Origin of the sequence: Flavobacterium aquidurense (assembly GCF_001404985.1) — a bacterium.
Lineage (GTDB): Bacteria > Bacteroidota > Bacteroidia > Flavobacteriales > Flavobacteriaceae > Flavobacterium > Flavobacterium aquidurense_B.
In genome coordinates, this window is sequence record NZ_JRLF01000007.1 from 233,778 (window position 1) to 246,016 (window position 12,239).

12 protein-coding genes and 1 tRNA gene are annotated in these 12,239 nt (G+C 32.3%); 2 read left to right on the top strand and 11 right to left on the bottom strand.

All coding sequences use genetic code 11. The features are described from left to right. Nucleotides 1-240: 240 nt before the first annotated feature. The 4 genes from RC62_RS05395 to RC62_RS05410 all read right to left on the bottom strand — a co-directional run bounded on the left by RC62_RS05395 (nucleotide 241) and on the right by RC62_RS05410 (nucleotide 4,992). Nucleotides 241-1,467: a DUF3999 family protein gene (locus tag RC62_RS05395; protein WP_055093357.1), complete on the bottom strand. Its 1,227-nt coding sequence runs from the start codon at nucleotides 1,465-1,467 to the stop codon at nucleotides 241-243. After that, nucleotides 1,454-3,970 (bottom strand): DUF2339 domain-containing protein, encoded by a 2,517-nt coding sequence (locus RC62_RS05400; protein WP_055093359.1) that lies wholly within the window; start codon nucleotides 3,968-3,970, stop codon nucleotides 1,454-1,456. Before RC62_RS05400 ends, RC62_RS05395 begins: the two co-directional genes overlap by 14 nt. A gap of 111 nt (nucleotides 3,971-4,081) precedes the next feature. Beyond that, nucleotides 4,082-4,492, bottom strand: a complete 411-nt coding sequence (locus RC62_RS05405; RefSeq protein WP_316932851.1) for a septal ring lytic transglycosylase RlpA family protein — start codon at nucleotides 4,490-4,492, stop codon at nucleotides 4,082-4,084. A 425-nt stretch (nucleotides 4,493-4,917) separates the two neighbouring features. Then, a tRNA-Pro gene (locus tag RC62_RS05410) sits at nucleotides 4,918-4,992 on the bottom strand. 176 nt (nucleotides 4,993-5,168) lie between these two features. Here RC62_RS05410 and trxB point away from each other — a divergent pair. Then, entirely contained in the window at nucleotides 5,169-6,116 is a 948-nt protein-coding gene (gene trxB, locus RC62_RS05415; protein ID WP_055093363.1) for a thioredoxin-disulfide reductase, read from the top strand. A 132-nt stretch (nucleotides 6,117-6,248) separates the two neighbouring features. Here trxB and RC62_RS05420 read toward each other — a convergent pair whose 3' ends face one another. From RC62_RS05420 to RC62_RS05440, 5 genes are all read right to left on the bottom strand, one after another. Continuing rightward, a complete protein-coding gene (locus RC62_RS05420) occupies nucleotides 6,249-7,118 on the bottom strand; it encodes a GIN domain-containing protein (protein ID WP_055093365.1) in 870 nt (289 codons plus the stop codon). Between the two features lie 85 nt (nucleotides 7,119-7,203). Continuing rightward, nucleotides 7,204-7,938, bottom strand: a complete 735-nt coding sequence (locus tag RC62_RS05425) for a head GIN domain-containing protein (RefSeq protein WP_055093368.1) — start codon at nucleotides 7,936-7,938, stop codon at nucleotides 7,204-7,206. 3 nt (nucleotides 7,939-7,941) lie between these two features. After that, on the bottom strand, nucleotides 7,942-9,663 hold the full coding sequence (locus tag RC62_RS05430) for a PspC domain-containing protein (protein ID WP_055093370.1): 1,722 nt from the start codon (nucleotides 9,661-9,663) through the stop codon (nucleotides 7,942-7,944). A 3-nt stretch (nucleotides 9,664-9,666) separates the two neighbouring features. After that, nucleotides 9,667-9,999 carry a PadR family transcriptional regulator gene (locus RC62_RS05435; RefSeq protein WP_008464689.1) on the bottom strand — a complete coding sequence of 111 codons (333 nt, stop codon included), beginning with the start codon at nucleotides 9,997-9,999 and terminating at the stop codon, nucleotides 9,667-9,669. 129 nt (nucleotides 10,000-10,128) lie between these two features. Further along, nucleotides 10,129-10,584 (bottom strand): DUF4870 domain-containing protein, encoded by a 456-nt coding sequence (locus RC62_RS05440; RefSeq protein WP_055093423.1) that lies wholly within the window; start codon nucleotides 10,582-10,584, stop codon nucleotides 10,129-10,131. Nucleotides 10,585-10,838: 254 nt separating this feature from the next. Between RC62_RS05440 and RC62_RS05445 the strand changes: the two genes are divergently transcribed. Then, the gene (locus RC62_RS05445) at nucleotides 10,839-11,291 is read left to right on the top strand and encodes a DUF4442 domain-containing protein (protein ID WP_055093372.1); all 453 of its coding nucleotides are present in this window, start codon (nucleotides 10,839-10,841) and stop codon (nucleotides 11,289-11,291) included. A gap of 158 nt (nucleotides 11,292-11,449) precedes the next feature. Here the strand turns inward: RC62_RS05445 and RC62_RS22830 are convergent, their stop codons facing one another. Next, nucleotides 11,450-11,605 carry a hypothetical protein gene (locus RC62_RS22830; protein ID WP_157472366.1) on the bottom strand — a complete coding sequence of 52 codons (156 nt, stop codon included), beginning with the start codon at nucleotides 11,603-11,605 and terminating at the stop codon, nucleotides 11,450-11,452. Nucleotides 11,606-11,644: 39 nt separating this feature from the next. Further along, complete coding sequence (locus tag RC62_RS05450; RefSeq protein ID WP_055093374.1) at nucleotides 11,645-12,202, bottom strand: hypothetical protein; 558 nt, start codon at nucleotides 12,200-12,202, stop codon at nucleotides 11,645-11,647. Nucleotides 12,203-12,239: the final 37 nt, after the last annotated feature.

Consider the following 12,239-nt stretch of genomic DNA (forward strand, 5'->3'; position numbering starts at 1 on the left):
TCTGAATTTTGAACCGTAAAAATACAATTATTTATGGTTTCTGAAAATCTATTTTGTTAACATTTGATAAACATCGGTTAATCGTTGTATAGTGCGTGTTTTGCCGAATTTAATATCTCCGGGAAAGAAAAATAATAGAGAAATTTCGCTCTATTTTTTCTTAATTTTCAGACTAAAAAGTGCAATTTTGACTGTTTAAACTACGAAAATGGAAATATAGTTAAAATAGATTTTTAATTTTTAATTCTTTCTTTTTAAATCTTTTACTAAACTGGCTGTAAAGAATAAAATCGTGATTCCGCCTAACACAATACAAATCCACATAAACCAGGATTGCTGCCAGAAAGATTGTTTTGCTCTTTGGCTTTTTACTGTAGTTTTTTGCTCAATATCGTATACAGATGTTTGAGGCAAATTAGCAGCAATGTTATTTTTAAAATTTGAAAGATCATATTCCGGCTCCGTCAAATTCTTATTTCCTGTTTTTAAAATATAATTTTCACCGGTATTTAAATCGGCTACAATAGAAATTGGTTTTTGGGCATACTTTATTTTCGAAATTTGTAAGGGCTGATTGTCGTGGTTTTCAATTTTTATAAAGAACTCCTTTTCGAATATTTCAGGAAAAGTAAAAGTGTTTTTTGTGCCGGAATTTAATTCAAAAGAAATAATTTCTTCATCGAAGACTTGAGATTTTTTTCTTGTTTCGCGCTTTGTTTTCTTGTAAAGAATTGCTGTACGCTTGTAATAAGTAGGTTTTGATATTTCGAATGAAATCTCATTAATAACTTGCGGCGTATTAAAAAGAATATGAATCTGAGTTTCTTTTTTTGAAGGAGTTTCTGTTTTTACAGATTTTTGAGGAGTAATTTCCTGTAATGTGTTTTTTTGTAATTGAGTACTAAAATTACCAACTTTCAAAATATTAACAGGAAGTGTTTTTCGATCGTCAAAATCTATTTTTAGATAATGATACGTACTCAAAGGATATGAAATGGTTTTGACAACGCTTGTTTCCGATGTACTGTTTAAATCATAAAGTGTTTGTGCGTCAGATATTCCAAACCACTCTTTTTGGTCATCACTTCCTGAAACAGAATACCTTTTTTCTACATCGGCATTGGCTATAAAAAGCGAAAGCTGATTGTTGTGTTTATTAGCCGGAACTGCAACAATTATTGAAGTGCTTTTTTTAGGATAAACCGTTTTTGAAACAATTGTATATTCCTCAAAAGCATTTGTAGCGACAGCATTGTTACTTTGAATAAAATACGGAATCTCATTTCCTTTAGAATCAAATATTCTGATATCGCTTAAATCCTGATTTGAATACGACCTGATTTCAGATGATAAAACAATCTCATGCAGGCCATTCTCAGAAACCGGTTTTATTTTTCCTGTGGTTTGATATTGCCCAAACGACAGGTTTGTAATAAAAAGTAATGCTATAAATTTATTTAGTTTCATTTGTTTCTTCAGGCTTGTTTTCGTCAATAACTAATACTTTGATTTTTTGATATACAAAAGAGATAATCAAAATTAAAATTCCTAAAAGGATAAAGGATATGATTTTTCCGGTTTCAGAAATGTTGCTGATGTCATATAAAAACAATTTCAAAATCGTCAAGCCAAGTAAGGATAAAGCGATTATTCGTAAAGATTTGAGTTGTTTTTTTATTCCGATTATCAAAAATACAAACGCTAAAATTCCCCAAAGAATCGGAAATCCTGTTTTAATAATTTTAGTTCTTGCCAGACTAATATAATCATTTGCAATAAAATCACGCAAATAAGGTAAGTCAGATTTATAGCTGGCATACATAGAACTCGTTTGCATATCCTGACTTGTAACTGGCGAATTCATAAACACAAGACCATGAAGCATAACTTCTGAGCTGGCAATGTAGATCACGAAAAATGCCGCGACCCACATAAAATAGCGGCTTTTGAAAAATGAGAAATCAACTTTTTTATAGATCTGAAACAATTGACAGCCAAAATAAATCGTAATAATCAGCGAGATATAATGAAGATAAAACGCGATCGATTTGCCGGTTCCTGAATTTATGATGTCTTTATGTTCCAGAAACGGATAATTGGAAAACCAGAATGTAAACAACACAATATTAGCAATTGCCAGTAATAAAGCGCCCTGATATCCGGTTTCTGTTTTTCTTTTTATCAAATAAGAAGAAAAAAAAGCCGAGAATAATAAATGATACAAAATAGGTAAAGCTATAGAACTGTATAAATTTTCGATGTAATGATTCGACTGATAAATAACTTCGAACAGGCCAGTGAAGTACAATAGTACAACTCCTGTTTCTAAAACAATTCGTTTGTGTTTTTCAGGATTAAAAATAATATCGAAAGTGGTAGAATTTCCGGTTTCGTCTTTTAATAAATACCAAATCGCAAGCAAAGAACTTACGGCAAAAATTCCTGTTATAAAGATAGGATTAATGATAATACTCAAAGGTTCATTGCCATTATAGTATTTATTCCAGTCCATGATCAGGCTAAAGAGCATTAAGATATGAACGATTACAGAACCAAATTTATAACTGGGAATCTTAGATTTTTGAGAAAGCCATAATAATAAAACGGCTTCGGCTGCCCAAAACAAGGTAATATAATTGCCTTGGAACTGAATAGGAATTGCTAATGTTATAAAAGTCAGCGTTAACCCAATAAGTAAATAAGCGGCTTTCTGGTCGAGGTCGAATTTTTTGTATAGAAACCAAGCGTAAATTAAATTTAGAAAAGCAAGAATTGTGGTAAACAAACCTTTTAGTTCCGGATGATAATTCGCCAAGATTGCCATTCCGGCGCCGTAAAACAAAAAGGTGTTGCTGGCCAAAATAGTAAGCTGGGTTTTAGAAAATTCTCCTTTTGATCTGATGTTATTTACAATATTCATTAATATAAAAATGAAATAGAAAATAAAGCCAAATATCAACGCTCCCAAATAATGAGGTTTTTCTGAGTTTAAGTCTCGGGATAACCATGCACCATATAATAATATGGTAAATAAGTAAGCCAGAATATTAACCAGATTCCATTTTTTGTAATAAGCGATTGCTAGAATCCCAATGTTTAAAATAATGATATAAGTAAAAAGAACCACATAATTTCCTTCGCCGGTACTGACCATAAACGGTACTGCAAATCCGCCAATTAATGACAGAACAGCTAACTCGACGCGATCGTAGGATAAAGATATTAAAGCACTAAATGCTGTAATAATAACCATTATACTAAAAGCGACAGTTTGATTGAATAAGTGATAATCATGAAAAGCAATCCCGATTGTAAAATAGAAAATGGCGATTGCCCCGGCTACAATTACAGAACTGAAAGCGGCATACTTTTTACGTAATTTATGCGCAATTCCCATAACCAGAACGCCACATAAAACACCAATACCAACACGTGCAGGTTCGTTGATCCAGTCTTTGTCGATGGCATATTTTACAAAATAGCTAATTCCTAAAACCAGAATTAAAACACCAATTTTATTGATCAGGTTTTCGCCAATGAATTTTTCCAGATCCGGGTTTTTCTCTTTAAAATTTTCCCAGAATGATTTTTCAGGTTCAGCAGGAATAATTGGTTTAGGGATTGGTTTTGGTTCAAGGGGTTTAGATTCGACTGGTTTAGGCAAATTATCGGTGCTGGATGATAATGCAATTTTTTCTAATTGGGCATCATCAATTTTTTGTTCTATAACTTCTACAACTTCAAACGTATTTTGTTTTGCTTGTTCAGGATCGATACTAAATTCTTCTTTTTTAACAACAGGAATTGGGGAAACCGAAGTGGTTTCCGGAGCTTTTTCTGTTGCTTTCAGGAGATCTATTTTTTTACTAAGTTTCTGAATGTCGTTTTCAAGATGATCAAAACGCCCCTTGATAGTATTAAGGATATAGATCAGAAAACAAAATAAGGCAACAATAAGAAAACTTTCCATAAAGAGATAAGTGTAATATTATGATTTGTAAATATAACAACATTTTAACGCGGTGAGTTTTTTTACCTAAAAAGAATTAACAGTATTGATGATTCATTAATTAGAAAGTTTTTATTTCTCTATAATCTCAATTTTTACAATAATCCCTCCGCTTTTTTTATTTGAAGTAATGTCCATAAAAGCTTTTTTAGACAAATCAATTTCTCGTCCGTTTATAAAAGGACCTCTGTCGGTAACTTTTACAATAACAGATTTCTTGTTTATTTCGTTTGTGATTTTTAGCATTGTTCCAAAAGGAAGTTTTTTATGGGCAGCAGTCAGTTTTGTGTTGTCGAATCTTGTACCGCTTGCTGTTTTTCTTCCGTTAAATTTATTGTGATAATAAGATGCGTGAGCTTTTTCTTTGTACAATTTTAGTTTCTCAATTTTGATGTCCTGATTTTGTAGTGGTAAATTTTCTTGTGCAATGGTTGTCAGTGAGATAGTAAAAAATAGGTGCAATAGTAAGATTTTCATTTTTATGATTTTCTGAATTTTGCACAAAGAGAGCTATTCAAAATAAAATTGGCAGCTCACAGAAAGGTATATTTATTGTATAAAAAGACATTTTTTGTTTTATTTGATTTTAAAATGGTTGAATGATTTTAAATAAAAAAAGAGACTCTTTCGAACCTTTGGTCTTCCCGATTTTCAATCGGGACGTGATAACTCCTTATTTTTTAATATTTAAAAATCATATGAATGATTAATTACAAAGCAAAAAAAAAGTCTTTTCAAGAAGATGAAAAGACTTTTTTGTCGGGGTGGCAGGATTCGAACCTTTGGTCTTCCCGATTTTCAATCGGGACGTGATAACTCCTTAATTTTTTTATATTTAAAAATCATATGAATGATTAATTACAAAGCAAAAAAAAAAGTCTTTTCAAGAAGATGAAAAGACTTTTTTGTCGGGGTGGCAGGATTCGAACCTGCGGCCTCCTGCTCCCAAAGCAGGCGCGATAACCGGGCTACGCTACACCCCGAAGATGTATTTGTTGTACTGCCCGTAAGCGGATGCAAATATAGTAATAAATTTGTTTTAGAAAAGAAAAATATGAAAATAAATAAAACTTATTTTAAGATAGTTATTTAGGATTTGATTTGGTGGTAATTTTTTATAATAAAGTTTACATTTGCATCACTTAAAACTATACATACTATGTCAGATACAATCGAAAAAATTAAATGCCTAATTATAGGTTCTGGTCCGGCAGGTTATACTGCGGCTATTTATGCAGCCAGAGCTAATATGAATCCAGTTTTATATCAGGGAATGCAGCCAGGCGGACAGTTGACTACGACAAACGAAGTAGAAAATTTTCCGGGTTATGTTGATGGAGTTACAGGACCGGAAATGATGGTTCAGTTACAGGATCAAGCAAAACGTTTTGGAGCTGATATTCGTGATGGATGGGCTACAAAAGTTGATTTTTCAGGAGATATTCATAAAGTTTGGATCAATGATGCTATTGAGCTGCACTGCGAAACTGTTATTATTTCTACAGGAGCATCTGCTAAATATTTAGGATTACCATCAGAACAGCATTATTTGCAAATGGGCGGTGGAGTTTCGGCTTGTGCCGTTTGCGACGGATTTTTCTACCGCAATCAAGAGGTAGTAATCGTAGGAGCAGGAGATTCTGCTTGCGAAGAAGCACATTACTTGTCTAAACTTTGTAAAAAAGTAACGATGTTGGTAAGAAGCGAAAAATTCAGAGCTTCTAAAATTATGGAAGAACGCGTTCGCAAAACAGAGAATATCGAGATTTTAATGAACCACGATACTGTTGAAGTTTTGGGTGATAACCAAGTAGTACATGCTATTAAAGCATTAAACAAAACTACTGGTGAAGTTATTGAAATTCCTGCAACAGGATTTTTCGTAGCAATTGGTCACAAACCAAATACAGATATTTTTGCAAATTACATTACTCTTGATGAAACTGGTTATATTGTAAATACTCCGGGAACATCTAATACAAATGTACCAGGTGTTTTTGTTGCCGGAGATGCTGCAGATCATGTATACCGTCAGGCAATTACTGCTGCAGGAACTGGATGTATGGCCGCATTAGATGCTGAAAGATATTTAGCTGCTCAGGAGTAAGTATTCAAAGTTTCAGTCTCGGTTTTGAGTCTCAGTTGAGGATTATTGAAATTGAAATAGATATTAATAAAAAAAGTCCCATTCTAATCGAATGGGACTTTTTTTATGCAAAGTTTTGTGCTTTGATATAACTTATTCTAATAACGGTGCTTTTTCTTTTAGTTTTATTGCGCCTGGTTTTTTGATAAGTTTTGCTTCTTCTGTAAAACGTGTAAGTTCAATTTTTGGGTTTCCAAATAATGAAATTTCAGATTTGTCTCCGGCTGCGATTGAGATTGAAGTTTCGGACAAAACAGTTGCCACAGCAGAACCTTCAGTAGTAAGATTGGCCTCTTTTAGCGTAAATTTTGTTCCGGTAAAGACTGAATTGTTATCTAACCTTATAGTTGCTTTTTCTGCAATACCTTCAATAGCAGCAGCAGCTTTTTGGTACAAATCACATCTGAATTTTATGGCAGATACTAATGTTTTAATAGCTGAGTTTTTACTCAATTGAAGATTAGCGTCTTCAGATTTTAAATTTAATTCAATTCTTGATTTATCATCTGCAAACAAGCTAAATTTCTTTGAGTTTACATTTAGGAATAGTTTAGCATAATCAAAAGTATTAAAAGTAATATCATCTAGCTGAACTTCCTGAATGGCATATACCACAGCTTCATTTTTTGCAATTACACTTTTTAATGATTTTGTATAGGTAACGCGAACGATTAGTTTTTTGAAAATAGTACTTTCTTTTGATGTATATAAACGAAGCACTTTTTCTCTCAAATCCATCCCAATGATTTCATGTAAATTATCATCGGCTTCGATTTTTATTTCATTTTTTTCTCCTCTTTCAAGGTAAACTTCTAAATTATCATCGGCTTCAATACCATCAAATTCTCCTACTTCTTTTATTGAAGTAGTTACGATTTTAGATCCTTTTATTTTTTCTCTTCTTTGACCAAAACTTAACGTCGTAACCAATAATAATAGGAGTAAGGCTGTATTTTTTTTCATTAATTCTAGATTTGATTTTCACAAATATAAAAAAATCATCCACTTTCGATGAATGATTTTTTTATATTTAACAGATAAATATCGTTTACCCCTGGCTGATACTTCCTCCTGAACTTGCAGTTTTCTCGATAGTTTTTGGTGCAACATCATAATTGATACTTGCTCCACTGCTGGCTTTTGCTTTTAAGCTTACTATTGGGTGAACATTTGTACTTGCTCCGCTTGATGCTTCTGCATCAACTTCATTCGCCAGTAATTTGTTTGCATTTATACTTGATCCGCTTGATGCTGAAGTTTTGATTCTCAACGCTTTTCCTTTTAAGCTAAGGGTACTTCCGCTGCCGGAATCAACTGTAATGTTATCGTATTCTACATTGACATCCATTGTTGCAGCACTTGAAGTTTCCAGATCAATATGTTCTCCCTGCAAAAGACCCTGACTCATTACAGTAGAAGCACTTGAAGCATCCAGTTTGTCAATTTTAGGCATTTTTACAGTTACTTTTTTCTTGGTTACATCGTGAAAAGAACCGTATTTACATTTAATGAGTAAAGTTCCGTTTTCAACTTTTGTAGTAATTTCCTTTTGTAAATTATCATCAGCTTCAACAACAATTTCATTTGAGTCTGATTGTATAATTACTAAGTCGATCGCATTGCTTACGGATACTTTTGTAAAATCTCCCTCTACGATTCTTTTTTCGGTCGTAACATGTCCGCTTCCTTCAATCGAGTTCACGTTAAAGTTGCATGAGGCAAACAATAATGCTGTAACAGTCGCAATAATGAATTTCGTAATATGAATGATTATTTTTATCATGGCTTAGTTAATTTTGATTATAACTCCGTTTTTATCAGTGGTTAGTCTTCCGTTAGTTTTTTTTCCGTTCAAAACTTCTTTTCCGTTTATTTTAATCGAAACTTCGTTTACGGTATCATTTTCAATATTGGTTTCTTCGGTTGTATCTTCATAATCATTTTCTTCAGATGGACAATTCAGACATTTAATTTTTGAACCTTCAACTTTGTAGTTGTAATTACCACTAAAGTGTAAGTTGAAGAAATCATTTTCTGAGTCATCATAATCCTGTACAGATGCATCTGGTTTGAATAATTGTCCTTCAGGAAGGTATAAATACACATCTACTTCCTGACCTCTAAATTTGTTTTTTACATCTGTAAGAAAATAATTATCCAAAATTAAGTGATTTCCGTTAATTTGAAACTTATAATTAATTTTTTCTGCTCTTTGTTTTGCAGATATAAACGAATTTCCTCTTGCGCTTTTTTCTATCTGTATATAAGGAGCAGCTTCATCAGTGTGTAAAACATGCAAACGAACATCGTTTGAGTATAATAATTGATGGTTTGCTGAATCTTGTACAAATTCAAATTCTCTATAGTGATTCAAATCTTTAGCATAATAATCGTTGTATCTAAATTTTACAAACAATGTATCTTTTGTGCTAATAGTAATCGCTTTTTTCTCTACTGTTTTGTTGTCGTATGATATCTCAGTAGCTTGCTTGATCCCAATACTAATTGCAATGGCAACAGCAATAATCCAGATGGCCAATAATGTATATTTTACAATGTTCCCGATAGATTTTAAGTTTGGAGATAACAATTTGAAACCTAAAAGTGTCAAAAAGAAAAACGGAATCCCTACGGCAAAGAACATTAATAAACCAAATGACCATATAGGATAATCAGTAAAGTTTCCGGCTTCTACGAAGTTTTGCCAAGGAAAATCAACAAATACATTTGTTCCTAAAGTAAATACCCCAATCAATAACATGATCAAAACACTAATTCCTGACATGATTAAGATTACGCCTAAAAATTTAGCAAAGATTTTAAAAACCGTCATTACAAAGTCTCCAAATGAACTACTTATTCTCTCAGCTCCTGACTTTACCTGGTTTCCCATTGCATCATAATCTGCATTTTTGAATTTACTAGATAATGATTCAATTTCTTCACGAACTTTTTTCTCAATGTTCGAAATCGTCACCGGTTCACCTGTCATTTCAAGTTTTTCTGATGTTGTTATCGCTTCCGGTGTTACGATCCAAAGAACGAAATAAGCTAAAATACCAGTTCCAAAACCTGCAAAAACAAATACTAAGAACAGAATTTTTATCCATACAGCGTCGATTCCAAAATAATGACCTAAACCGGTTGCAACACCGCCAATCATACCTTTTTCTTTATCACGGTATAATTTTTTATGTTTTCTTGATCCGTATTCGTTAAAAGACTGATTAGATCTTTCTTCGTCCTCCAGAATGTAGTCTTCCGGTTGTCCCATTACTACAATCACTTCATCAACATCTTTTAGTCCTACAACATGTTTGTCGCTTTTTTGTTTCTCTATTAATAATTCAGAAACACGCATTTCGATATCCTTAATGATTTCGTCCTGACCGGATGAGTTGTTTAGTGATCGTTTTATTGCGTCAAAATAGCGTGTCAATTTTAAATATGCATCTTCATCTATATGAAAAACCATACCGCCTAAGTTAATATTTACTGTTTTGTTCATGACTTATTGATTTTGATTGGTGATTAGATTTACGGCGTCAGACAATTCTGTCCAGGTTCCGCTAAGTTCGTTTAAAAATGTTTGTCCTATTTCGGTTAATCCATAATATTTTCGTGGTGGTCCTGAAGTCGATTCTTCCCAACGATAATTAAGCAAGCCGTCGTTTTTCAGCCTAGTCAAAAGTGGATAAACTGTTCCCTCAACAACTAGTAATTTTGCGTTTTTTAAAGTGTCTAATATTTCTGATGTGTATGCGTCTTTTTCTTTTAATACAGATAAGATGCAAAACTCAAGAACACCTTTGCGCATCTGTGCTTTTGTGTTTTCAATGTTCATAATTTCATTTTGTTTTTTTTTGATTGAACAATTCGTTTTTTGATTGATGATGATTGATTGATGATTGATTCCGAAACGATCCTTGTTGATTGCTTGTAAAGTTTCGGGTATACTTTTAATTTTTAATGATTACTTTATAAAAGGAATCGTTAGCGGATATTTATAAAATTCTCCGTTTGAAGTTTTTATTGAAGCATAAATCACTAAAAAGAATTCTACAAATTTTAATAATCCAAAAAGTAAAACCGCTGTTGCTCCAATACTTAAAATTCCAATATTTCCGTCGATGTTTAGATTTCTGATGATTAAATCTTCATCGTTAAAAACCGTGTTGATTGGCAGGTTTTTTAAAAGTACAAAGGCAAAAATTGGAATTGCAATTAAGGCCAGAATTAAAGTGTAAAGCAAAAGACTTAATTGAAAATTTAACGTTTGTTTTCCGCTATAATTTACAAATTCTGATTTGTCTTTGTAACTCGTCCAGATTAATATTGGGAAAATATAATTCCCAAACGGAATGATGTACTGACTTAAAGTGCTTAAGTGTGTGAACGTTGCGATGTTCTTTTCTGATGTTGTTTCCATGATGAGTGGTGTTGTTATTTGCATGATTAAAAGTATATAGTATTTTCTTATGCAAATATATGTCTAAAAGACAGTATCTTGTTTTGCATAGTACCAAATATTAACATAATTTTAACAAAGTTAAAATTTTAAATTGATCTTTAACGCATTGAAAATCATCGTTAAGTATTGATTTTGTTGACTATTTATGAAAGTAAAAGCAATTTATTGTGCGTGCATAGTTTTTTTGTATTTTTACATAAAAAATAAATCACATGGCAATATCAGTTTCTAAACTCAACAAATTTGTGTTATTCAAATTACCATCAGCTTACTTTTGTGGTGTGCGTGTAAAAGCAATCGATGAAGATAGATGTGTGGTAAGTGTAAAACACAGATGGATTAATCAAAATCCTTTTAACTCTATGTATTTTGCGGTTCAGGCAATGGCAGCAGAATTAACAACAGGAGCATTGGTGATCTCGCAAATTAAACAAAGCGGAAAAAAAATCTCAATGCTGGTAGCCAATAATAAAGGAAACTTCACCAAAAAAGCCACCGGAAGAATCACATTCGTTTGCAACGACGGACATTTAATTGCAGAAGCGATTCAAAGAACAATTGCAACAGGTGAAGGGCAAACTTTCTGGATGAAATCTATTGGAACAAATGAAGAAGGAATTCAGGTTTCTGAAATGGATTTTGAATGGAGCGTAAGATTGAAATAGTTTTTTTGCCACGAATTTCACAAATTTTCACTAATTCATAATGCTTAATGCATTTTAGAAAAGAAATAATTTGTGCTAATTAGTGGAATTCGTGGCAAAGAAAAACATAAAAAAATGCCTCAAATATTTGAGGCATTTTACTTTTAAACGTGTTCTGCTTATTTTTTAGCGCAACATTTTTTGTCTTTTTTGTCATCTGTCTTTTTACAGCAAGATTCTTTTTTAGTTTCTTTTTTGGGTGCAGGTTTTGTGTCTTGTGCTTGTAATCCAATTGTGAATAAAGCAATGGCTAAAACGGTAAATAATTTTTTCATTTTTAGTATAATTTAATTGTTAGGTATTTTCTTTTAGATTTAATCTTCAGCATAAAATTTAGAAACCCATTTGTCAAAATCAGCCTTATAGGTTTCCTGCGCATTTTCTAAAATAGATTCGGTATCGTCTACAGGCTCCAGATTAAAATTTTCTTTAAGCCATACTTTATATTCCGGCAAACCTTCACTTTCTTCATAATCATCTTCATCTTTATAAAAATAAACTTGTTCATGATCGACATATATTTCAGTGTCAAAAGTCAGTAATTGCATGAATTCGAAGATATTTTTTGCTACAATGTGATAACCGCCTTCATCACCAAAAATTACCACAGGCAATTCGTTTAAGGATTTACTTTGGTCATTATTCCATAATACATACATAGAACCGGAACCATTTGCTTGCGCAAAAGGCATTAATTTGTCTAAAAAATCAGGATCTTCAGACCAGGTTGCAATTCCGGATTTATCATCTCTGTATAATCCAAAACCCTGAGAATAATTTTCGAATCCCAGCTCTTCATTTATGTCATAAAATAAAGCCAGTTCGTTTGTAATCGAGTCATTAAAATTCTGTTTAAAATCTTCTAAAGTCATAATTTGATGGTTTACTTGATATCATTTTTAAATCTTA

Excerpts from the sequence above, each read along its gene's own strand:
- RC62_RS22830 (WP_157472366.1), bottom strand. The coding sequence starts at position 11,605 with ATGAAAAAATTATTTACCGTTTTAGCCATTGCTTTATTCACAATTGGA.
- RC62_RS05450 (WP_055093374.1), bottom strand. The coding sequence starts at position 12,202 with ATGACTTTAGAAGATTTTAAACAGAATTTTAATGACTCGATTACAAAC.
- trxB (WP_055093363.1), top strand. The coding sequence starts at position 5,169 with ATGTCAGATACAATCGAAAAAATTAAATGCCTAATTATAGGTTCTGGT.
- RC62_RS05395 (WP_055093357.1), bottom strand. The coding sequence starts at position 1,467 with ATGAAACTAAATAAATTTATAGCATTACTTTTTATTACAAACCTGTCG.
- RC62_RS05445 (WP_055093372.1), top strand. The coding sequence starts at position 10,839 with ATGGCAATATCAGTTTCTAAACTCAACAAATTTGTGTTATTCAAATTA.
- RC62_RS05435 (WP_008464689.1), bottom strand. The coding sequence starts at position 9,999 with ATGAACATTGAAAACACAAAAGCACAGATGCGCAAAGGTGTTCTTGAG.
- RC62_RS05425 (WP_055093368.1), bottom strand. The coding sequence starts at position 7,938 with ATGATAAAAATAATCATTCATATTACGAAATTCATTATTGCGACTGTT.
- RC62_RS05430 (WP_055093370.1), bottom strand. The coding sequence starts at position 9,663 with ATGAACAAAACAGTAAATATTAACTTAGGCGGTATGGTTTTTCATATA.
- RC62_RS05440 (WP_055093423.1), bottom strand. The coding sequence starts at position 10,584 with ATGGAAACAACATCAGAAAAGAACATCGCAACGTTCACACACTTAAGC.
- RC62_RS05420 (WP_055093365.1), bottom strand. The coding sequence starts at position 7,118 with ATGAAAAAAAATACAGCCTTACTCCTATTATTATTGGTTACGACGTTA.
- RC62_RS05400 (WP_055093359.1), bottom strand. The coding sequence starts at position 3,970 with ATGGAAAGTTTTCTTATTGTTGCCTTATTTTGTTTTCTGATCTATATC.